The 20,804-nt window shown below is 70.6% G+C and carries 16 protein-coding genes and 2 pseudogenes; 11 read left to right on the top strand and 7 right to left on the bottom strand.

What is annotated here, in order from left to right:
* Nucleotides 1-118 precede the first annotated feature (118 nt).
* The 3 genes from yajC (at nt 119) to secF (ending at nt 3,408) form a co-directional block, all read left to right on the top strand.
* On the top strand, nt 119-454 hold the full coding sequence (gene yajC, locus IE168_RS03975) for a preprotein translocase subunit YajC (protein ID WP_189495466.1): 336 nt from the start codon (nt 119-121) through the stop codon (nt 452-454).
* 106 nt (nt 455-560) lie between these two features.
* A complete protein-coding gene (gene secD / locus IE168_RS03980; protein WP_189495468.1) occupies nt 561-2,426 on the top strand; it encodes a protein translocase subunit SecD in 1,866 nt (621 codons plus the stop codon).
* A 16-nt stretch (nt 2,427-2,442) separates the two neighbouring features.
* A complete protein-coding gene (gene secF, locus IE168_RS03985; protein WP_189495470.1) occupies nt 2,443-3,408 on the top strand; it encodes a protein translocase subunit SecF in 966 nt (321 codons plus the stop codon).
* A gap of 577 nt (nt 3,409-3,985) precedes the next feature.
* On the opposite strand, the gene IE168_RS03990 is transcribed toward secF, so the two are convergent.
* Nucleotides 3,986-4,810: an inositol monophosphatase family protein gene (locus IE168_RS03990; protein WP_189495472.1), complete on the bottom strand. Its 825-nt coding sequence runs from the start codon at nt 4,808-4,810 to the stop codon at nt 3,986-3,988.
* 85 nt (nt 4,811-4,895) lie between these two features.
* Between IE168_RS03990 and IE168_RS03995 the strand changes: the two genes are divergently transcribed.
* The 4 genes and pseudogenes from IE168_RS03995 to IE168_RS14815 all read left to right on the top strand — a co-directional run.
* Entirely contained in the window at nt 4,896-5,672 is a 777-nt protein-coding gene (locus IE168_RS03995) for an RNA methyltransferase (protein ID WP_189495475.1), read from the top strand.
* A 70-nt stretch (nt 5,673-5,742) separates the two neighbouring features.
* Complete coding sequence (locus IE168_RS04000; protein WP_189495477.1) at nt 5,743-6,660, top strand: phosphate/phosphite/phosphonate ABC transporter substrate-binding protein; 918 nt, start codon at nt 5,743-5,745, stop codon at nt 6,658-6,660.
* Between the two features lie 629 nt (nt 6,661-7,289).
* Nucleotides 7,290-7,919, top strand: a pseudogene (locus IE168_RS14810) (diguanylate cyclase domain-containing protein); the annotation flags it as partial.
* Between the two features lie 123 nt (nt 7,920-8,042).
* Nucleotides 8,043-8,783 (top strand): annotated as a pseudogene (locus tag IE168_RS14815) (putative bifunctional diguanylate cyclase/phosphodiesterase); the annotation flags it as partial.
* A 21-nt stretch (nt 8,784-8,804) separates the two neighbouring features.
* Here the strand turns inward: IE168_RS14815 and IE168_RS04010 are convergent.
* Both IE168_RS04010 and IE168_RS04015 read right to left on the bottom strand, forming a co-directional pair.
* On the bottom strand, nt 8,805-9,434 hold the full coding sequence (locus tag IE168_RS04010; protein ID WP_189495481.1) for an exopolysaccharide biosynthesis protein: 630 nt from the start codon (nt 9,432-9,434) through the stop codon (nt 8,805-8,807).
* On the bottom strand, nt 9,427-10,737 hold the full coding sequence (locus tag IE168_RS04015; protein ID WP_189495483.1) for a hemolysin family protein: 1,311 nt from the start codon (nt 10,735-10,737) through the stop codon (nt 9,427-9,429). The genes IE168_RS04010 and IE168_RS04015 overlap by 8 nt, the downstream gene beginning before the upstream one ends.
* Nucleotides 10,738-10,997: 260 nt before the next feature.
* Here IE168_RS04015 and IE168_RS04020 point away from each other — a divergent pair, with 260 nt between their 5' ends.
* Complete coding sequence (locus tag IE168_RS04020) at nt 10,998-11,624, top strand: DUF47 domain-containing protein (protein ID WP_189495485.1); 627 nt, start codon at nt 10,998-11,000, stop codon at nt 11,622-11,624.
* Nucleotides 11,625-11,634: 10 nt separating this feature from the next.
* Nucleotides 11,635-12,762, top strand: a complete 1,128-nt coding sequence (locus IE168_RS04025; RefSeq protein ID WP_189495487.1) for an inorganic phosphate transporter — start codon at nt 11,635-11,637, stop codon at nt 12,760-12,762.
* 152 nt (nt 12,763-12,914) lie between these two features.
* On the opposite strand, the gene IE168_RS04030 is transcribed toward IE168_RS04025, so the two are convergent.
* Nucleotides 12,915-13,325 carry a hypothetical protein gene (locus IE168_RS04030; RefSeq protein ID WP_189495489.1) on the bottom strand — a complete coding sequence of 137 codons (411 nt, stop codon included), beginning with the start codon at nt 13,323-13,325 and terminating at the stop codon, nt 12,915-12,917.
* Between the two features lie 41 nt (nt 13,326-13,366).
* Between IE168_RS04030 and IE168_RS04035 the strand changes: the two genes are divergently transcribed.
* Both IE168_RS04035 and IE168_RS04040 read left to right on the top strand, forming a co-directional pair.
* A complete protein-coding gene (locus IE168_RS04035; protein ID WP_189495491.1) occupies nt 13,367-13,702 on the top strand; it encodes an MGMT family protein in 336 nt (111 codons plus the stop codon).
* A gap of 66 nt (nt 13,703-13,768) precedes the next feature.
* Nucleotides 13,769-14,428, top strand: coding sequence for a rhomboid family intramembrane serine protease (locus tag IE168_RS04040; RefSeq protein WP_189495493.1), 660 nt, complete (start codon nt 13,769-13,771; stop codon nt 14,426-14,428).
* A 36-nt stretch (nt 14,429-14,464) separates the two neighbouring features.
* Here the strand turns inward: IE168_RS04040 and IE168_RS04045 are convergent, their stop codons facing one another.
* From IE168_RS04045 to IE168_RS04055, 3 genes are all read right to left on the bottom strand, one after another.
* Complete coding sequence (locus IE168_RS04045; RefSeq protein ID WP_189495495.1) at nt 14,465-16,471, bottom strand: M13 family metallopeptidase; 2,007 nt, start codon at nt 16,469-16,471, stop codon at nt 14,465-14,467.
* A gap of 165 nt (nt 16,472-16,636) precedes the next feature.
* A complete protein-coding gene (locus IE168_RS04050) occupies nt 16,637-18,715 on the bottom strand; it encodes a M13 family metallopeptidase (protein ID WP_189495865.1) in 2,079 nt (692 codons plus the stop codon).
* Nucleotides 18,716-18,854: 139 nt separating this feature from the next.
* On the bottom strand, nt 18,855-20,711 hold the full coding sequence (locus tag IE168_RS04055) for a monovalent cation:proton antiporter-2 (CPA2) family protein (protein WP_189495497.1): 1,857 nt from the start codon (nt 20,709-20,711) through the stop codon (nt 18,855-18,857).
* Nucleotides 20,712-20,804: the final 93 nt, after the last annotated feature.

Below are 20,804 nucleotides of genomic sequence, written 5' to 3' on the forward strand. Positions count from 1 at the left end.
CTCCTACAGGGGCGGTTGGTGGGCAAGGGGGGCGGCAGGCCTGCGGCGGCGCCCCGGAACGCCTGGCCACGCCGCCGTGGCATACTAACCAGCTGATTTCCGCACCGGACCGTCCTGAATGAACCTGCTCGACTTCCTCATCGCCCCCGCCTACGCCCAGGCCGCGCCCGCGGCGCAGAGCCCGCTGAGCATGTTCGCCTTCCCGGTGATCCTGCTGCTGATCATGTACTTCCTGATGATCCGCCCGCAGATGAAGCGCGCGAAGGAGCACCGCAACATGGTCGAGAAGCTCGCGGTCGGCGACGAGGTGATCACCAGCGGCGGCATCGCCGGCGTGGTGCGCCGCGTGGGCGACAGCTTCGTCACCGTCGAGATCGCCGACAACGTCGAGATCCGCGTGCAGAAGAACGCCGTCGGCAACGTGCTGCCCAAGGGCTCGCTCAAGGCCGCCTGACACCCGCCGGAGGCACCGGGCCCGGCCTGAGCGCCGGTCCCGCGCCGACGCCCGTTCCAGAACCCGTCACTCCCGCCCGCGGGACGACCTCGCGCAAGACCCGACCATGCTCGAATTTCCCCGCTGGAAGTACGTCGTCATCCTCCTCGTGGTGCTGCTGGCAACGCTGTACGCGCTGCCCAACATCTACCCGCAGGATCCCTCGGTCCAGATCACGTCCAACCGCGGTGCGCCCACCGGCGTCGAGCTGGACGCGAAGATCGACGAGGCGCTGTCGGCCGCCGGCGTGACGCCGAAGTCGGTCGACACCGAAGGCGAGCGCGAGCGCATGGTCCGCCTGCTCGACCTCGACGACCAGACGAAGGCCGCCGACGCGCTGCGCGCGGTGCTGGGCGACCAGTACGTGGTCGCGCTGAATCTCGCGTCGACCGTGCCGGACTGGCTGTCCTGGTTCGGCGCCAAGCCGATGCTGCTCGGCCTCGACCTGCAGGGCGGCGTGCACTTCGTGCTCCAGGTCGACCAGAAGGCGGCGCTGGACAAGCGCCTGGACGCCTACGCCGACGAGGTCCGCGCGATCCTGCGCGACAACCGCATCCGCTACGAGTCGGTCGAGCGCAACGCCACCGGCACCATCGTCGCCCAGCTGTCCGATGCCGCCGACGCCGACCGCGCCCTGTCGCTGCTGGCGACCGCGCAGCCGACCCTGCTGCGCGAGGCCGTGGGCAGCCGCATCACCATCCGCGTGCCCGAGACCGAGCTCAACCAGATCTCGGCCGACGCCATCGAGCAGAACATCACCACCCTGCGCAACCGCGTCGACGAAGTCGGCGTGGGGGAGCCGGTGATCACCCGCCAGGGCAGCGACCGCGTGGTCGTGCAGCTGCCCGGTGTGCAGGACACGGCGGAGGCCAAGCGCATGATCGGCGCGACCGCCACGCTGGAATACCGCGCGGTGATCGACGGCGATCCCTACGACGCGGCCGCCACCGGCAACGTGCCCCCCGAGGCGCGCGTGTACTACGAGCGTCGCACGGGGCTGGACGGCAAGCCGATCCCGGTGCTGCTGTCCAAGCGCGTGATCGCGTCCGGCGAGCAGATGGTCGCGGCGCAGTCGACGCTCGACGAGAACGGCATGCCGGCGGTAAGCGTCACGCTCAACAACGTCGGCGGCCAGCGCATGTTCGACTTCACCTCGGTCAGCGTCGGCAAGCCGATGGCGGTGGTGTACATCGAGCGCGTGCCGCAGGTGACCACCAACGCCGCGGGCGAGGAAGTGCGCAGCTTCCGTGTCAGCGAGGAGGTGATCTCGGTCGCCAACATCAACGGCGTTTTCGGCAAGCAGTTCCAGACCACGGGCCTGGAGAAGGCCGAGGCGGACAGCCTGGCGCGCCTGCTGCGCTCCGGCTCGCTGGCCGCGCCCATGGACTTCATCGAAGAGCGCATCGTCGGCCCCAGCCTGGGCAAGGAGAACGTCGCGCGCGGCACCACGGCGGTGCTCTACGCCTTCGTGTTCACCCTGCTGTTCTTCGGCATCTACTACCGCATGTTCGGCCTGTTCACCTGCGTCGCGCTGCTGCTCAACCTGCTGATGGTGGTCGCGATCATGAGCGTGTTCGGCGCCACCATGTCGCTGCCGGGCTTCGCCGGCCTGGCGCTGTCGATCGGCATGTCGGTGGACGCCAACGTGCTGATCAACGAGCGCATCCGCGAAGAGCTGCGCGCGGGCATGCCACCGCGGGCGGCGATCGCCAACGGCTACGACAAGGCCTCGGGCACGATCTTCGACTCCAACATGACCGCGCTGCTGGCCGGCGTGGCGCTGTTCGCGTTCGGCACTGGCCCGCTGAAGGGCTTCGCGGTGACGATGGTGATCGGCATCCTGACCTCGGTGTTCACCGCGGTGACCGTTTCGCGCGGCATCGCCACCCTGGTCTACGGCGGCAAGCGCAAGCTCAAGACCCTGGCCATCTGACGCGGGCACACGACACATGAACATCTTTCCCCTGCGCCTCATCCCGGCCACCCCGAACCTCGACTTCATGCGCCTGCGCTGGGTGTCGGTGGCGGCCTTCATGCTGCTGACCATCGCCGCCATCGGCGCCATCGCCGGCAAGGGCTTCAACTACGCGCTCGACTTCACCGGCGGCACCGTGGTCGAGCTGCGCTTCCAGCAGCCCGCCAACGTCGACGGCGTGCGCGAGCGCCTGGCCGACGCCGGCTATCCCGGCGCCCAGGTGCAGACCTTCGGCAGCGGCAGCGACCTGCTGGTCAGGCTGCAGCCGCGCGACGGCGAGACCAGCGCCGATGCCACCAGCCGCACTGCCGACGAGGTGAGGGAGGCCGCGTCGCTGCCCGACAACCCGGCCACCATCCAGAGCAGTGCGTTCGTCGGCCCGCAGGTCGGCCGCGACCTGGCGGAGAACGCGGTCTATGCGCTGCTGTTCGTGGTCGTGGGCTTCCTGATCTACATCGGCTTCCGCTTCGAGTGGAAGTTCGCGGTCGCGGCCATCGTCACCACGCTCAACGACGTGCTGATCGTCGCCGGCTGGTTCGCGCTCAGCGGACACGAGTTCGACCTCACGGTGCTGGCTGGCCTGCTCTCGGTGATGGGCTTCTCGATCAACGACACGATCGTGGTCTTCGACCGCGTGCGCGAGAACTTCCGCAGCATGCGCGCGCCGCCGATGGAGGTGCTGAACGCCTCGATCAACCAGACCCTGTCGCGCACGATCATCACCTCGGTGGTGGCGTTCCTGACGGTGCTGGCGCTGTTCCTCTACGGCGGCGGCTCGCTGGAAGGCATGTCGCTGGCGATGATGTTCGGCATCGTGATCGGCACGCTGTCGTCGATCCTGGTGGCCTGCCCGCTGCTGACCATGGGCTTCCTCAAGGTCACCAAGCAGGACCTGCTGCCGAAGGCCCGGGACGACGCGGAGCTCGCCCGCAGGCCCTGAGTCGCGCGGCGCTCCGATCGAAAAAGCCCCGCCTGGTGGCGGGGTTTTTCTTTGGGCTCTTGTCGCGCCGGGTGCCGGGTAAGAGCGCGGGTGGGGGCGCTGCGTGGCTTCGACGCATGGCCTGCTGCCGCTCATGTCCCCCGATGCCGGCCCGCCGGGCCGGCATCTCCTCCTTGACTTCCCGTCAGCAGGCCACGCGCCGAAGCGTGCAACATCCCGGCGGGCCGCTGGAAAAAGGCGCGGCACTTGCCATGGATCCCTGCGTGGCAGCAGGCATCGCATCGCAGCTCGACCAGGCGTCCTGCCGGCCTTCGTCCGGAACGGGCTCCGACCATCATCGGCGTCGGCACGGAGATCAAAAGCGACATGGCGGGAAGCCACCCGATTGCCGGGTAGGCCATGTTCGCCGCTGGCTGGCTCTTCAGGCCACAGGATCGCGAAAGAAGTCGGACCCGTCGTGGAGGCAGGGGGGATGGCCAGAGCCGGCCATGGATGGCCGGCGGCCGGAAGTGGGAGCAGGACAGCGCAGATTCCGGCTGGTCATCCCCCCTGCATCCGCGGCGGGCACCGCACAGCCTCAGTAAGCGGCGGCGTATCCCGACGCGACGATGTTCTTCTGCAGCGCCTCGGACACCCGCAGGTTGCCGGCCACGATCTGGCGGCTCTGCATCGCCACGTGCACCGGACCCATCACCGCGCCCTTGTAGTCGGTGACCTTGCCGCCGGCTTCGCGCACCATCAGCATGCCCGCGGCGATGTCCCAGGCCTGCACGCCGGCCTCGAAATAACCGTCGAGGCGGCCCGCCGCCACGTAGGCGAGGTCGAGCGCGGCCGAGCCCGTGCGGCGCACGTCCTCGGCCACCGACAGCACCTGGCGCAGGCAGTCGAACTGCGCCGCCGTGCGCTGGCGCTCGCGCGGATGGAAGCCGGTGGCGATGGTGGCGCCATTGAGGTCCTTGCGCTCGGCCACGCGCACGCGCTTCTCGTTGAGCTGGGTGCCGGCGCCGCGCGTGGCCGTGAACAGCTCGTTGCGCAGCGGGTCGAAGATCACCCCGTGCAGCGGCTCCGGGCCCTCGCACAGCGCGATCGAGACGCACCAGTGCGGGAAGCCGCGAAGATAGTTGCTGGTGCCGTCGAGCGGGTCGATGACCCAGGTGTAGCGGCTGGCGCCGCGGCTGCCCTTCTGCTCGCCGTATTCCTCGCCCAGCACCGCGTACTCGGGATAGGCGCGGCGCAGTTCCTTGACCACCGCCGCCTCGGCCAGGCGGTCGACCTCGCTGGCGTAGTCCATGCGGTCCTTCTCGACCACGTTGATCGCGTCGAGCTTGTGCATGTGGCGCAGCAGGACGTTGCCGCCGGCGCGGGCCGCCTTGACCATGATGTTGACGGCAGGTTGTTGCATCGGCGACGGGCTCCGGCGTGGCGTGGACGGCAGGGGAAAAGAGCAGGGCGGCTCGAGGCCGCCGCGCAGTTTACCATTCGCGCCCATGAACACCGTCCCCCAGCCAGCCGCCGACGTCCGCATCGTCCTCGTCGGCACCTCGCATCCCGGCAACATCGGTTCGGCCGCCCGCGCCATCAGGACGATGGGGCTGGAGCGGCTGGTGCTGGTGGCGCCCGAGCGCTTCCCGCACCCCGACGCGGTGGCGATGGCCGCTGGCGCCGACGACGTGCTGGCGGCCGCGACGATCGTCGGCAACCTTGCCGAGGCGGTGGCCGACTGCGCCCTGGTGCTGGGCTGCACCGCGCGCAGCCGGCGGATCCAGCTGGAGGAGCTGTCGCCGCGCGCGGGCGCCGCGCGCCTGCTCGACGCGGCGGGCCCGGGTGCACCGGTGGCCCTGGTCTTCGGCCGCGAGCGCACCGGGCTCGAGAACCACGAGCTGCAGCTCTGCCACGCCGCGGTCCACATCCCCGCCAACCCGGACTACAGCTCGCTCAACCTGGCGGCCGCGGTCCAGGTGCTCGCCTACGAGCTGCGGGTCGCGACCCTGGAGCGCGCGGGGCTGCCGACCGGCGGTAGCGACGGCCACCGCGAGGCGCCCGCCAGCCATGCCCAGCTCGAGGGCTTCTTCGACCAGCTTGGCGACACGCTCGAGGCCATCGACTTCCACAAGGGCCGCGCCCCGGAGTCGGCCCTGCGCAAGCTGCGGCGGATCTTCCTGCGCTGCGGGCTGGACGAACGCGAGGTCCGGCTGCTGCGCGGCGTGCTCGCCGACGCCCAGCGGATGGCGCGCCTGGCCGGCGGCCACGGGGATACGCGCTGAGATGTGTTGGCGGTCATGTTTTCGGCTAACCTGCGGCATTCCCCGCCTGCAGGGTGCGAGCACCAGCCACATGCCCCGCCGCCTCCGCCAGCTCCTGGCCGCGATGGCCGCGTCGCTCGCACTCTGCGCCCCCGCGGCCGCCGCCGAACCGGGCGTGCTGGTGCTCGGGCGCATCAGCGACGACCCCGCCGCGCACTACGACCAGCTCAGGCAGCTGCTCGACTACGTGGTGCCGCGCATGGCCGACGTCGGCATCCGCGAAGGCCGCGTTCTGATGGCGCGCGACAGCCGGCAGATGGAGAGCTATCTGCGGCGCGGACGCGTGGACTGGGTCACCGAGACCTCGGGCAGCGCGATGGCGCTGCAGACGCGCGCCGGTGCGCGCCCGCTGCTGCTGACCGAGCGCAACGGCGTGGGCAGCTACCACACGGTGTTCATCGCGCGCCGCGACAGCGGCATCACCGGCCTGGACGACCTGCGCGGGCGCAGCCTCGCCTTCCAGAACCCGACCTCGACCAGCGCCTATTTCGTGCCCGCGATGAGCCTGATCGACCGGGGGCTGGACATGGAGATCCTGCTGTCGCCCACCGACCGGCCGGCGGAAGGCTCGGTCGGCTACCTGTTCGCGCGCTCCGAACTCAACATCTCGACCTGGGTGCACAAGGGCCTGGTCGACGCCGGCGCCTTCAGCAACCTCGACTGGGAGAGCGTGCAGGGCATGCCCGAGAGCTATCGGCGCGACCTGGTGGTGTTCCATGCCACCGGCACCTTCCCCCGTGGTCTTGAAATGGTGCGCGGCGACCTGGATCCCGCGGTTGCCGGGCGGCTGCGCGAGGTGCTGGCCGCCGCGGGCAACGATCCGGCGGCCAGCGAAGCGCTGCAGCGCTTCTTCGGCACCACCCGCTTCCTGCCCATCGACGACGACACCGCGCGCGCGCTGGAGCTGCTGCGCGCCGGCGTGTCCAACGTCGGCAGGGTGATCGAATGAGGGGCGGCGGGCTCTACGCGCGGTTCCTCGTCTCCCTGGTGCTGGCGGTGCTCGCGGTGCTCGCGGTCGTGGCGGTGGTGCTGCACCGGCAGGAAGTGATGCGCCGGGAAGTGCTCGACCTCGGGCGCGAGTCCATGCACGCGCTCGCCTTCGACCGCCTGGCCGAACGCTCCGAGGCCGCGGCCGTGGAGCTGGCCGGCAGCCTGGTCAACCCGCTGTACTACTTCGACCTCGATTCGATCGGCAGCCTGCTGCGCGCCGGCCTCAAGCAGCCCGACGTCGCCTACGCGCTGGTCTACGACAACACCGGCGCGGTGATCCACGACGGCTCGCGCGACATCCGCACCTATGGCCAGGTGATGGACGACCCGATGGCCTTCGAGGTGGTGACCGCGCGCGCGCCACACATCCAGGCCAGCAACGAGGTGCTGGACGTGGCGGTGCCGCTGTACATCGGCGACGAGCGCCTGGGCGGGCTGCGGGTGGGCTATTCGCTGGCCTCGGTGGTGGCCGACGAGCAGCGCGCCTCCGACGGCATGGGCCAGCGCCTGGTGGCGATCGGCCAGCGCCATGCCGGCTGGATCGCGACCCTGATGGCGGGCCTGGTGCTCCTGGCCGTGGGGCTGGGCATGCTGGTCCAGCGCACCCTGGTGCGCCCGGTGCGCGAGCTGGCCGACGCCGCCCGCCAGATCGAAGGCGGCAACTTCGTCGCCGAGATGCCGGACAGCCGCCGCAGCGACGAGGTCGGCGACCTGGTGCGCGCCTTCGGGCGGATGCGCGACAGCATCGCGCGCCACGACCGCGACATGCGACGCATGGCCTATACCGACGCGCTGACCGGGCTCGGCAACCGGCTGGCCTTCCGGGAGGCGCTCGACCGCAGGCTGATGGAGCTGCACGGCGCGAGCCGGCAGCTGGCGCTGCTGTTCGCCGACATCGACGACTTCAAGCGCGTCAACGACACCCTCGGCCACGACGCCGGCGACGAGGTGCTGGTGCAGTTCGCCAACCGGATCTCGGAGACGGTGGACCGCCTGGGCGGGAGCGGCGCGGTGCTGGCCCGCTTCGGCGGCGACGAGTTCGTGATCCTGGTGGAGTCCGACGCGGACGCCGCCGACGGCATCCGCGAGGTCGCCGGCCACCTGGCGGAAACCCTGGTGGCCGAGCTCAGCCGTCCGATCGTGGTCGCCGGGCGCCAGGTCTTCCTCGGCACCTCGATCGGCGTCACCGTGTTCCCGGACGATGCCGTCGGCGCCACCATGCTGATGAAGAACGGCGACATCGCGATGTACCAGGCGAAGGTCGCCGGCAAGAACTGCCACCGCTTCTACAGCCGTGCCATGGACCAGGCGGTGGAGCGCCGGGTGCGCATGGAGCAGGACCTGCGCGGCGCCTGGGAGCGCGGTGAACTCAGCCTGGCCTACCAGCCGGTGTACCGGCTCGAGGACCGCCGCCTGGTCGGCGCCGAGGCGCTGCTGCGCTGGCAGCATCCCGAGCACGGTGCGGTGGCGCCGTCGGTGTTCATCGACGTCGCCGAGCAGAGCGGCCTGATCGAGACCATCGGCCCGCAGGTGCTGCGCGCGGCCTGCGCCGACGCCATGCAGTGGCGGCGCGACTTCCCCGGCTGCGACCTGTTCGTCTCGGTCAACGTTTCGCCGCGGCAGCTGCGCAACGGCGATCTGGCCGCGCTGGTCGACCATGTGCTCTCCACGACCGGGCTGCCGGCCGCCGGCCTGCACATCGAGCTGACCGAGACCGCGGTGATCGGCGACGAGGTGCGGGTGAGCAGCCTGCTCGCGCGCCTGCGCGACGCCGGGGTCAAGGTGTGGCTGGACGACTTCGGCACCGGCTTCTCGGGCCTGAGCCACCTGCGCCGGGTCCCGGTGGACGGCGTCAAGATCGACCGCAGCTTCATCGCCGACGTCCTGCGCGATCCGGACGACCTGGCGCTGACCACCGCGATCATCGCGATGGCGCACTCGCTGGGCATCACCGTGGTTGCCGAGGGCGTGGAGAAGGAAGGGCAGTACGACGTGCTGCGCGAGCGCGGCTGCGACCTTGCCCAGGGCTACTGGCTCGGCCACCCGATGACCGGACAGGATCTCCGCGGCCTGCTGGGCTGAGGCCGCGCCGCCGCGCCGCGCTCAGCGGCCCGGCATGATCCAGTCGATGGCCAGCACTCCCAGCGTGCCGCCGGCCGCCCCGAACACCGCGATCGCCGCCAGCCCCGCGCACCAGGCCACGAGCATCAGCGCGCCGTCGCGCTCGAGCAGCGCGAAGGCGTAGCCCAGCAGCAGGACGCCGAACACGTAGTTGGTGAACGGGATCGGCAGCGCCAGCAGCACGCCCAGCAGCACCAGCAGCAGCCCGGTGACGAAGGTCGCGGCCGGATGGTCGATCATCCCCGGCAGCCGCGGCCGCACCAGGCGCTCGAGCCGCTCCAGCCAGGGCGAGATGCGGTGTTCGAAGCGTGCGAGCGTGCCGCGGCGCGGGCCTCGGCCGGCGACAATCCGCGGCAGCCAAGGCTGGCGCATCAGCACCAGCAGCTGCAGCCCGATCAGGCTCACCAGCGGCCCGCTGAGCGCGCCGGCCACGCCGGGGATCGGCAGGAAGGCGGGCAGGGTGGCGATGAACAGCAGCATGCCGAACAGGCTGCCGCCCAGCCCTTCCAGCATCGAGCGCAGGGTGACCACGTCGTCGGCCGGCCCCGCGGCCAGCGCGGCGAGCACCGCCCGCGCACTGGCGCGCGGCGGGTCGCGGTGCGCCTCAGCCATCGCCCACCGGCGTGGCCGCGATCCGCTGCAGCAGCAGCTTGTCGATGCGGGGACCGTCGAGGTCGACCACCTCGATCCGCCAGCCGGCCCAGTCGAAGTGCTCGCCGACGTTGGGGATGCGCCCGAAATGCGCGATCGTCATGCCGGCGGCGGTGTTGTAGTCGCGGTCGTCGCCATCGGGCAGCGGCTTGCCGTCCATCAGCTCGCGCAGCGAGTCCGCGGCCAGGCCGCCGTCGACCAGCAGCGAGCCGTCCTCGCGCTCGACCACCAGCGGATGCGCATCGGCGCCCTCGCCGGTGGAGGTGCGCCCGATCACCGCCTCGAGCACGTCGTTGACGCTGACGATGCCGGTGACGTCGCCGTACTCGTCGACCACCAGGGCCAGCGACTGCTGCGCCTCGCGAAGGATCTCGAGGAGCTTCAGCGCAGGCGTCGATTCGGAGACGAACAGCGGTTCACGCAGGTGTTCGAACAGGTCGAATTCACCGGCGCGCAAACGGTCGACCAGCGACTTCACCTCGAGGATGCCGACCACCTCGGCGTCGCTGCCGCGGTACACCGGATAGCGCGAGAACGGCGTCTCGCGCATGGTGGCGAGGTTCTCCTCCAGGCTTTCGCCGGCGTCGAGCCAGGCGATGCGCGTGCGTGGCGTCATCAGGCTTTCGGTGTCGCGGTCGCCGAGCGAGATGACGCGGTTCATCATGTTGCGCTCGTCGGCGTCGATCACGCCCTGCTCGTGGCTTTCGCTCACCAGCAGCCGGATTTCCTCTTCGGTGACATGCGCGGCCTCGCTGTCGCCCAGGCGCATCAGGCGCAACAGGCCGCGCACCGAGGCGCTGAGCAGCCAGACCGCCGGCGTGGCGATCCGCGACAGCCAGTGCATCGGCACCGCCACCAGGCTGGCCAGGCGCTCGGGCGCCAGCAGGGCCAGGCGCTTGGGCAACAGCTCGCCCAGGACGATGGTGACGTAGGTGATCAGGCCGACCGCGACCACCTTGCCGATGGTGCCGGCATAGGTGCCGGCCACCGGCAGGTGGGAGCCGATCCAGGCGGCGATCTCCCCGCCCAGGGCGTCGCCGACCAGCATGCCCGAGAGGATGCCGACCAGGGTGATGCCCACCTGGACCGTGGACAGGAAGCGCTCGGGATGTTCGGCCAGCTCCAGCGCCTTCTGCGCGCTCCGCTGGTCGGCGGCCATCTGCTTCAGGCGTGGCTTGCGCGAGGTGACGACCGACATCTCCGACAGCGCGAAGAAGGCGTTGCAGGCCACCAGGAGCAGGATGATGAGCAGTAGTTCGATCATCTCCGGGCTTCCCGTGCAGGGCGGACATACCGCGGGGGAAGGGCGGAGGGGGCGGTCCCGCTGGTGCGGGAGGGCGGTCTTGGGTCGTCGTCCATGGGGGTCCGGGGCACAGGTGCGCTGGGCACCGCCGGATCATAGCAGGCCGGGGCGGCTGGCCCCCGTCCGGGAAATGCTGGGCGGATCGTCATGATGCCGTCATAATTCCGCGGGCCCGCGTGCACGGGCAGCTCCGTCCCGAGACCGCGAGAGGCGAATTCCCCATGTTTTCCCTGCAGACCATGTTCGGCCAAGGCAAGCAGTTCTACACGCTGCTGGAGGAGGCCGCCCAGGCCGCGCAGGACGCCGCCGTCGCGCTCCACCAGATGCTGCGCGAGGCCGACCGCCAGCCGGCGCTGGACGCCTTCAAGCTGGCGCGCCTGCGCGAGCGCGAGGCCTCCAACAAGATCAGCCAGGCGCTGGTGGACAGCTTCATCACGCCGATCGAACGCGAGGACATCGAGGCCCTGGGCTCGGCGCTGTACAAGATCCCCAAGCAGATCGAGAAGTTCGCCGACCGCTATTCGCTGGCTACCCGCCATCTCGAGCACATCGATTTCGCGCCGCGCGCGGCGATGCTGGAGCAGGCCGCGGGCGTGGTGGTGAAGATGGTGAAGCAGCTGCGCCACCTCAAGCTCGAGCCGATGAAGGCCCTCAACGACGAGCTGCGCTCGATCGAGAACGAGGCCGACCGGCTGATGCTCGAGCTCTACCGCGACATCTACTCGGGCAAGCTCGACGCCCAGCAGATGTTCCTGCTCAAGGAGTTCTTCGAGATCCTCGAGAAGGCCATCGACCGCTGCCGCGAGGCCGGCGTGGTGGCCTACGAAATCGTGCTCAAGAACAGCTGAGGCCGGCACCATGCTGACACTGGTGCTGGTGGTCATCCTGGTCGCGCTGGCGTTCGAGTACATCAACGGCTTCCACGACACGGCCAACTCGATCGCGACCGTGGTCGCGACCAAGGTGCTGTCGCCGATGCAGGCGGTGGGCCTGGCCGCGGGCATGAACCTGATCGGTGCGCTGGCCGGCACCGCGGTGGCCAAGACGATTGCTTCGGGCCTGATCGACGCAGGCGTGGTCGAGGTCGGCTCGCAGCTGATCCTGTGCGCGCTGCTGGGCGGCATCACCTGGAACCTGATCACCTGGTGGTTCGGCCTGCCGTCGTCGTCCTCGCATGCGCTGATCGGCGGCCTGATCGGCGCCGCGCTGGCGGCGACATCGAACAACTGGGGCTCGATCATCTGGTCCGAGCCCGCCGAGCCGGTCTACCGCAGCGCCGGCGTGCTGTGGAAGGTGATCGTGCCGATGGTGAGTTCGCCGTTGCTGGGCTTCGCGGCGGGCTTCCTGATGATGGGCGTGCTGTTCTTCGTGATCTCGATGATGGCGCGCAGCGGCGGCGTGCTCGCGCGCATCGCCCGGCCGCGCTGGGTCAACGGCTTCTTCGGCAAGGCGCAGATCGTCAGCGCCGCCGGCATGGGCTTCGCCCACGGCATGAACGACGCGCAGAAGACCATGGGCATCATCGCGCTGGCGCTGGTGAGCGCGCAGTCGGCGGGCACGCTGGACGCGCTGCCGGGCTGGCTGGCCTTCCTGCATCCGTCGGAGGGCGCGCTGGCGGAAGGCGACATCGACACCTGGATCAAGATCAGCTGCGCGCTGGTGATGGCCGCGGGTACCGCCGCAGGCGGCTGGCGCATCATCAAGACGCTGGGCCACAAGCTGGTGAAGCTGCATCCGATCCACGGCTTCGCGGCCGAGACCAGCGCGGCCTCGGTGATCCTGGCGGCTTCGTCGCTGGGCATTCCGGTGTCGACCACCCACAACATCTCGTCGGCGATCATGGGCGTGGGAACGGCCAAGCGCCTCAACGCCATCAAGTGGACGGTGGTGGAGAAGATGATCGGCGCCTGGATCCTGACCATCCCGATGTCGGGCGCGATCGCCTGGGGGCTGTACCGCCTGCTTGGCTGGATGGGGTTGCTGTAGGGGCGCACTGTGCGGCGGCTCTGTGCTGCCGCTCTGTAACGGCGGCTCTGTGCTGTCCCTCTGTAGGAGCAGCTATAGCTGCGACGATCAGCAGGTCGCAGCTATAGCTGCTCCTACAGATGCCCCTACAGATGACGCTGCGGCATCGGGGGTCAAAGCAGGTCGCCGTCGGCGCTGAGCATGCGCTCCAGGCGGTCGCCCATGCCGCCGATCTCCAGCACCAGGCGGCCGACTTCGGCCGCGTCCAGGCCGTCGTACGGCCGGTTCTCGCACAGCTGCAGGTAGGGCACGTCGTCCAGCTGGCCGATCGCGAGGTAGCCGACGCGGCTGCCCCAGTTGTAGGCCAGGGCGCGGCGCGCGTCGACGCCGGTGATCGGCGCCACGGCGGTGCTGACCCGAAGGTAGCAGCGGCCATCGTCGTCCTGGAGTTCGGACAGGAAGATGGACTGGTGGCGGCGGCCGCCGTCGAGGCTGAGCTCGACGCCGACCACGAAGGCCTCGTTGACCGTGGTCCGGAAGCCGTTGCTGCCGAGATGGCGGCGGACCTGCTCGAAGTTCTGCATGGGGTGCACCCGCGCGGCGGACGTGTGGCTATCCTAGCTCAATGGCCCCCACCGCCGACTCCGCCGAACGCATCCTGGCCGCCGTGCGTGCGATCCCGCCCGGCGAAGTCGCGGGCTATGGCGAGGTCGCCCGCCGCGCCGGACTGCCCGGGCGTGCGCGCTGGGTGGCCCGCCTGCTGGCGGCCAGCGACGACCCCGCGCTGCCGTGGCACCGCGTGCTGCGCAGCGACGGCCGCATCGCCTTCGCCGCGGGCTCGGATTCCTGGCGTGAGCAGGCCCGGCGCCTGCAGGCCGAGGGCGTGAAGGTGGTCGAGGGCCGCGTGCGCCTCGTCCAGCGCGGACGTTCGCTCGACGCCGTGGTCTGGGGCCCCGCCTGAGCGCGGAAGGCGACGGGAAGTCACGGGCCAACCGGTATCATGGGCGTCCCCCCGCGAGGCGCCCGAATGCTGACCAACCTTCCCCCCGTGACCAAGGCGCTGCTGATCGCCAACGTCGGCGTGTTCCTGCTGCAGAAGCTGCTCGGGAGCGCGCTGTTCGCGCCGCTGATGCTGTGGCCCATGGGGATGGAGGCCTACGCGCGGGTCGCCGGGGTGTCCGGTTTCCTGCCCTGGCAGCTGCTGAGCTACGGCTTCCTGCATGCCGACCTGGCGCACCTGCTGTTCAACATGCTGGCGCTGGTGATGTTCGGCGCGCAGCTGGAGTACGTCTGGGGGCAGAAGCGCTTCCTGACCTATTTCCTGGTCTGCGTGGCCGGAGCGGGGCTGTGCCAGCTGGGCGTGGCCAGCTGGTCGGTGCTCGAGGGCGGGCTGCCGTATCCCACGGTCGGCGCATCGGGCGGAGTGTTCGGCCTGCTGCTGGCCACCGGCATGCTGTTCCCGCACCAGCGGGTGATGCTGCTGATCCCGCCGATCCCGATGAAGGCGCGCACGCTGGTGATCGCGTTCGGCGTGATCACGCTGGTCATGGGGATCACCGGCACGCAGGCCGGCGTGGCCCATTTCGCGCACCTGGGCGGCATGCTGTTCGGCTGGCTGCTGATCCGCTACTGGCGCGGGCAGCCGCCGTTCCGTCGCGGCGGGCCCACGCGGGCCCGCCATTTCTGAGGTCGGGGCGCCGCCGGGCGGGCCCCGGTTGCCGCATCAGCGCCAGAGGCTGACGCGGTCGGCGTCGGCACGGAACATCGCATTGCCGGCCTTGCAGCCGTGGACCTCGCTGAAGGCGGGCAGGTTGGACAGCGGGCCGTTGCTGCGCCACTGGCCCGGCGCCTGCAGGGCGGTGCTGGCGCGCTGCTCGGCCACCGCCGGCGACACCTGTTCGCGCCACACCCCCGCCCAGGCGCCGAAGAAGGCCTGCCGGGCCTCCTTCGCGGCTTCGGGCTGGGCCTGGCTGAAGGCGTTCCAGGCGATCTCGACCGCGGCCAGGTCGGCGGCGTTCTCCTCGCTGGTCAGGCTGGCGTTGAGCTTGCGCCCGGTGAGGCCGGGGTAGTCGTAGTTGCCGTACTGGGCGGCCAGCGCGTTCAGGCGGTCGGTCCAGGCGGTGGCGGTGCCGGGCGTCCACCAGTCGCGGATCGTACCGCTGGCGTCCACGTGGCGGCCCTTGCCGTCGATGGCGTGGCTGAGCTCGTGCGCGACCAGGGCGCCGAAGCTGCCGTAGTGCGCCGCGCCGTCGAGCGACATGTCGAGCACCGGCGGCTGCAGCACCGCGGCCGAGACCAGCAGGCGGTTGTGCGCGGCGTCGTAGGCCAGCGCCGGCTCCTGCGGCTGCACCGGCCAGCGGCGCTGGGCGTTGCCGCGGCCGATGCGCTTCATCTCCTCGCGGTGGTGCCAGGTGGAGGCGATGAGCATGTTGCCGCCGAAGCTGCCGCGGCCCATGGGCTGCACGGTGTAGTCGATGTCGCGCACCGGGGCGCCGATCTCGATCTTCAGCGCGTCGAGCTTGGCGAGGGCGCCGGCACGGGTGGCATCGTCCATCCACGCGGCGCCTTCGACCGAGCGCTTCAGCGCATCGCGCACTTCCACGGCGATCGCCTCGGCGCGGCTGCGGTTGGCCTGGGGCAGGTGGCGGCCGACGTACTCGCGCGCGACCATCTGGCCGGCGGCGTGGTTGATCGCCTGCAGCACCAGCTGCTCGCGCGGCGGCTGCGCCGCTTCGCCACGCAGCACGCGGCCGCGGAAATCGAAGGCCGCGTCGCGGAAGCCCTTCGACAGGTAGGGCGCCATCGCGTCGCCGACGTGGAAGCGCAGGTAGGTCTTCCACTGCGCGGGCTTGAGGCTGCCGACAAGTCCGTCGAGCGCGGTGAACAGCGCGGAGTTGGCGATCGAGACGCTGTCGTCGGCCACGCCCTGGGCGGCGAGGAATTCGCCGAGCTGCAGGCGCTTGTACGCCTTGCCCAGGTCCGCCGTCGGGACCAGGGCGTAGTTGCCGCGCGGGTCGCGCAGCTCGGCGACCGGTCGCGATGCGCGCGCGATGCGGGTCTCGAGGTCGATCACCAGCTGCGCTTCGGCGGCGAGGTCGGCCTCGGCGGTGCCGGTCAGCGCCAGGATGCGTTGCACGTAGGCGTTGTACAGGCCGAGGATCTCGCGCGACGCGGGGTCCTCGCGGGTGTAGAAGGCCGGGTCGGGCAGGCCGGTGCCGCCCTGGGCGAAGTAGCCGATGTGGCGGTCGAGGTCGGCCAGGTCGAGGTCGGCGCTGAAGTTGAACACCACCGGGATGCCGACCTGGTGCAGGGCGGCGATGGACGGCGGAATGTCCTTGGCGCGGCGGATGCCGTTGATGCGGTCGAGCAGCGGTGCGATCGGGTTGGCGCCGTCGGCTTCCACCGCGGCCTCGTCCAGGCCGCTGGCCCAGAAGTCGCCCAGGAGCTTCTGCACGTTGCCCTGCGGCGCGTTCATCGCGGTGGACAGCAGCTCGCGCTGCTGCTCGAGCACGCGCGCCTGCAGCTCGCCCAGGACCGACACCGCGCCGGTGGCCGGGACCGGATTGGCGGCCAGCCAGTCCTTGTTGGCGAAGGCGTAGAAATCACCGCAGGCCGTGGGGCCGGCCGGCGCGCGCGCCGCGCCGCGGCGCTGAGCGTCGGCATCGGGGGCCACGAGGGCGAGGGCGAGGCTGGCGGCGAGCGCGGCGGCGAGGGGGGCGTGCTTGGGCATGGGGGGATCCGGCGAAATGACCGCGGAAGTCTATCAAGCCACCGCATGACGGGACTGAATCCACGGGCGCTGCGGAGATTCGACGGAGTGCGACCGGGCCCGGGTCCACGGAACGGAAAAGGCCCGGCAGGTGCCGGGCCTTTTCGTGACGCCGATGGCGCGGAGTTACCAGATCACGACCTGGGCATCGCCTTCGCGCACCATCGCGTCGCCGGCCTTGCACTGGAACGCCGCGGCGAACGCCGGCAGGTTCGAGGGCGCGCCGATCGCACGGAAGTTCGCCGGTGCGTGCGGATCCGTGGCGATGCGCACCTTCAGCTCCTCGTCGGTGAAGTTGCGGCGCCACACCGTGGCCCAGTTGGCGAAGAAGCGCTGGTCGCGCGACAGCCCCTCGATCATCGGGTCCTCGCTTCCGGCGGTGGCCTGCTTCATCGCGTCGTAGGCCGTCGCCAGGCCGCCGAGGTCGGCGATGTTCTCGCCCAGCGTCAGCTTGCCATTGACGTGCAGGCCGGGCGCGGCCTCGTAGCCGTTGAACTGGTTGACCAGCTTGTCGGTGCGGCCGGCGAAGCCCTTGGCGTCGGCGTCGGACCACCAGTTCTGGAACTTGCCGGTGGCGTCGAAGCGGCTGCCCTGGTCGTCGTAGCCGTGGGTCATCTCGTGGCCGATCACCGCGCCGATGCCGCCGTAGTTGAGCGGGTCGTCGGCGTTGGCGTCGAAGAACGGCGGCTGGAGGATGGCGGCCGGGAACACGATCTCGTTGGCCAGCGGGTTGTAGTAGGCGTTGACCATCTGCGGCGGCATCGCCCACTCGGTCTTGTCCACCGGCTTGCCGATCTTGCCCAGCGACCACTTGTAGTTGAACTCGTTGGCGGCCAGCAGGTTGCCGATGTAGCTGTCGCGCGAGGTGGCCAGGCCCGACCAGTCGCGCCACTTGTCCGGGTAGCCGATCTTGGGCGTGAAGCTGGCCCACTTCTCGAGGGCCTTGGCCTTGGTCTCCTCCGACATCCACTCGAGGTTCTCGATTCGGGCCTTGAGCGCCTGGCTCAGGTTGCCGACGAGGGTTTCCATGCGCTCCTTGGCCTCGGGCGAGAATGCGACGTCGACGTACATCTGGCCCAGCGCCTCGCCGGTCTGGCCGGTGATGGTGTCGAGCACGCGCTTGCCGCGCTCCTTCATCTCCTTCTGCCCGCGCATGGTGCGCGAATAGAAGTTGAAGTTCTCCTCGGCGAAGGCGTCGGCCAGGTAGGGCGAGGCGCTGTCGACGGTGTGGAAGCGCAGGTATGACTGCCACGTCGCCGGGGCGACGTCGCCGATCATCGCGCTGACCTCGGAGTGGAAGGCGGGGATCGCCAGCGAGAACTTCTCCGGCGCGGCCACGCCCTGCGACTCGAAGAACGCCGTCCAGTTGAAGCCGGGGGCCAGCTTGTCGGCCTCGGCCAGGCTGACCGGGTTGTAGAACAGGCCGACGTCGCGCGACATCTCCTCGCTCGACTTCGACACCTTGGCCAGGCGGGTCTCGAATGCGACCACGTCGGCGGCCTGGGTGGCGGCCTCGGCCGCCGGCACGCCCGACAGTTCGAGCACCTTGGCGACGTGCGCCTGGTAGGCCTCGAGCTTGTCCTTCTTGTCGGCGTCGAAGTAGTAGGTCTTGTCCGGCAGGCCCAGGCCGGCCGGGAAGGCGTAGGCGATGTTCATGGACGAGTCCATGAAGTCGGCCTCCGGGCCGAAGCCGAACAGCGTGAACTGGCCCTTGGCGGCGCTGGCGCGCAGGTAGTCGGCGATCTTCTCCGGCGCGTCCAGGCCGGCGATGGTGGCCAGCTCGGGCTCGAGCGGCGCGATGCCCTGGGCGTTGATGGCCTCGGCGTCGGTGCCGGTGGCCCACAGGTCGCCGACGATCTTCTCGACGCCGGAGGCGCCTTCGATCGCGGCGGCGTGCTCGGCCAGCTGGCGCTGGATCGCCTGCGAGCGCTCGTCGAGCATCTCGAACGCGCCCCAGGAGGTGCGGTCGCCCGGCACCGGGTTGGCGGCCAGCCAGGTGCCGTTGACGTAGGCGCCGAAGTCGGTGCAGGCGTTGCCGTTGGCGTCGAAGTCGGCGGCCTTGAAGCTGTTCACGCCCGGGAGCGTCGACTCGTCGAGGGTGAAGGCGGGGACTTCCGGCGCGGCGCCCTCGGCCACCGTGGTGGCGGGCGTGGCGTCGCGCTGGCAGCCGGCGACGACGCCGGCGATCGCCAGGGACAGCAGCAGGAACTTCGGTGCGGACTTGGAAGCGTGGCTCATGCGGACTCCGCCCTTGCGGGCATGGCAATAGGGAACGGCCGTCCCCGAGGGGGCGGCCGGGGGTCGAATGTACGCCCGTGCCGAGTGGCGCGCAGGGTGCAGAAGGTCATGCGACGGGCCCGGGCGGCTCGTCCGCGGCGGCGGGTGGGGGTGGGGCAGCGGTTTCCGCATCTGGCCCCAGCACGCGCGCCTGGCGCCTGGGGGCGGTCAGCGGCGCCGGCTTCGGGCCGGTATTGGTGCGCATCATGCCGGCACCCGCCGCGAGCCCGGCCAGGCGCTCGAGCTCGAAGCGCTCCACCTCAAGCCTGCGCACCTCGGCGGTGACGCGGGCGGCCTCGTCGGGATCGACGTCGAGTTCGCGCAGCGCCGCCTCGCCGAACTGCAGGGCGGCGGCGAAGGTCTCGCGGATGGCGACGTCGACGCCGGCGGCGACCAGCTTCAGCTTGTGCGGGCGATCGTAGGCGCGCACCAGCAGCCGGGCCTGCGGGAAGGCCGACTGCACCAGTTCCACGATGCGGTCGGCCGCTGCGCGGTCGTCGACGCAGACCGCGATCGCGCGCGCGCTGCCGGCGCCCGAGGCGTGCAGCACGTCGAGCCGGGTGCCGTCGCCGTAGTAGACCTTGAAGCCGAAGCGGGCCGCGCTGGCGATCATCTCGACATCGCTGTCGATGATGGTGACGTCGACGTCGCGCGCCAGCAGCGACTGGCTGACGACCTGGCCGAAGCGGCCGAATCCGATCATCAGCACGCTGCCCGACTGCCCCGAGGCGGGCTCCACGCCGTCCGGCACCGATTCGCTGTCGCGGCGCCTGACGCGCCGGGTCGCGATCGCGGCCAGGGGTGTGAGCGCCATCGACAGCACCACCACCGCGGTCATGGCGTTGTTGACCTCGCCCGGAAGCACGCCGGCGGCCTGCGCGGCGGAATACAGCACGAAGGCGAACTCGCCGCCCTGGGCCATCAGCACCGCGCGATCCACGGCATCGGCGTGGCCGGTGTGCAGCATGCGCGCCACGACATAGATGCACAGCGCCTTGGCGAACATCATCAGCGGCACCGCCATCAGCACGAAGCGCCAGTCGGCGGCGACTACTGCCAGGTCCAGCGACATGCCCACGGCAAGGAAGAACAGGCCGAGGAGCAGGCCGCGGAAGGGCTCGATTTCGGCCTGGATCTGGTGCCGGAACGTGGATTCGGACAGGAGCACGCCGGCGACGAAGGCGCCCATCGCCATCGACAGCCCGCCCATCTCCATCAGCAGCGCCGCGCCCAGCACGACCAGCAGGGCGGCGGCGGTCATCACCTCGCGCGCCCGCGCCGCGGCCAGCAGCCGGAACAGGGGGTTGAGCAGAAACAGGCCCGCTGCCACCAGCGCCGCGAGCGAACCGGCGGCGATCGCGACAGACAGCAGCCGCGAGCCGCCGGCGTCTCCGGCCTGTGCCGGTGCCATGAACGCCACCAGCGCCAGCAGCGGCACGATCAGCAGGTCCTCGAACAGCAGGATCGAGACCATCTTCTGGCCGCGCGGCGTGGCGATGTCGCCGCGCTCGGCCAGCATCTGCATCACGATCGCGGTGGACGTGAGCACGAAGCCGGACGCGGCGATGAAGGCCACCGGCGGCGCCAGCCCCAGCAGCAGGCCGCACCCGGTGAGCACCAGCGCGCAGGCGCCGATCTGCAGCGGCCCGAGGCCGAAGATCTGCCGCCGCAGCGCCCACAGGTGCGAGGGGCGCATCTCCATCCCCACCACGAAGAGGAATAGCACGACGCCCAGCTCGGCCACGTGCAGGATCGCCTCCGGCCGCGCGAACAGCGCCAGTCCGAACGGGCCGACCGCGACGCCGGCGGCGAGGTAGCCGAGCACCGAGCCCAGCCCCAGGCGCCGGAACACCGGCACGGCCACGACCGCGGCCGCCAGCAGGACGACCACGTGCAACAGCTGCGAAGTATCGGATTCAGGCATGTTCGCGTATGATGCACCGGTTGGCGCACGGCAGTCCGTTATCCGGTCATTGCCCAGCCGCGGCCCCGCATGGCGCCCCGGCCCTTTAACTCC

The sequence above is a fragment of the Luteimonas padinae genome, from assembly GCF_014652935.1.
Lineage (GTDB): Bacteria > Pseudomonadota > Gammaproteobacteria > Xanthomonadales > Xanthomonadaceae > Luteimonas > Luteimonas padinae.

Bases quoted from the DNA above. Each gene is read 5' to 3' on its own strand.
- yajC (WP_189495466.1), top strand. From the start codon at position 119: ATGAACCTGCTCGACTTCCTCATCGCCCCCGCCTACGCCCAGGCCGCG.
- secD (WP_189495468.1), top strand. From the start codon at position 561: ATGCTCGAATTTCCCCGCTGGAAGTACGTCGTCATCCTCCTCGTGGTG.
- secF (WP_189495470.1), top strand. From the start codon at position 2,443: ATGAACATCTTTCCCCTGCGCCTCATCCCGGCCACCCCGAACCTCGAC.
- IE168_RS03990 (WP_189495472.1), bottom strand. From the start codon at position 4,810: ATGCAACAACCTGCCGTCAACATCATGGTCAAGGCGGCCCGCGCCGGC.
- IE168_RS03995 (WP_189495475.1), top strand. From the start codon at position 4,896: ATGAACACCGTCCCCCAGCCAGCCGCCGACGTCCGCATCGTCCTCGTC.
- IE168_RS04000 (WP_189495477.1), top strand. From the start codon at position 5,743: ATGCCCCGCCGCCTCCGCCAGCTCCTGGCCGCGATGGCCGCGTCGCTC.
- IE168_RS04010 (WP_189495481.1), bottom strand. From the start codon at position 9,434: ATGGCTGAGGCGCACCGCGACCCGCCGCGCGCCAGTGCGCGGGCGGTG.
- IE168_RS04015 (WP_189495483.1), bottom strand. From the start codon at position 10,737: ATGATCGAACTACTGCTCATCATCCTGCTCCTGGTGGCCTGCAACGCC.
- IE168_RS04020 (WP_189495485.1), top strand. From the start codon at position 10,998: ATGTTTTCCCTGCAGACCATGTTCGGCCAAGGCAAGCAGTTCTACACG.
- IE168_RS04025 (WP_189495487.1), top strand. From the start codon at position 11,635: ATGCTGACACTGGTGCTGGTGGTCATCCTGGTCGCGCTGGCGTTCGAG.
- IE168_RS04030 (WP_189495489.1), bottom strand. From the start codon at position 13,325: ATGCAGAACTTCGAGCAGGTCCGCCGCCATCTCGGCAGCAACGGCTTC.
- IE168_RS04035 (WP_189495491.1), top strand. From the start codon at position 13,367: ATGGCCCCCACCGCCGACTCCGCCGAACGCATCCTGGCCGCCGTGCGT.
- IE168_RS04040 (WP_189495493.1), top strand. From the start codon at position 13,769: ATGCTGACCAACCTTCCCCCCGTGACCAAGGCGCTGCTGATCGCCAAC.
- IE168_RS04045 (WP_189495495.1), bottom strand. From the start codon at position 16,471: ATGCCCAAGCACGCCCCCCTCGCCGCCGCGCTCGCCGCCAGCCTCGCC.
- IE168_RS04055 (WP_189495497.1), bottom strand. From the start codon at position 20,711: ATGCCTGAATCCGATACTTCGCAGCTGTTGCACGTGGTCGTCCTGCTG.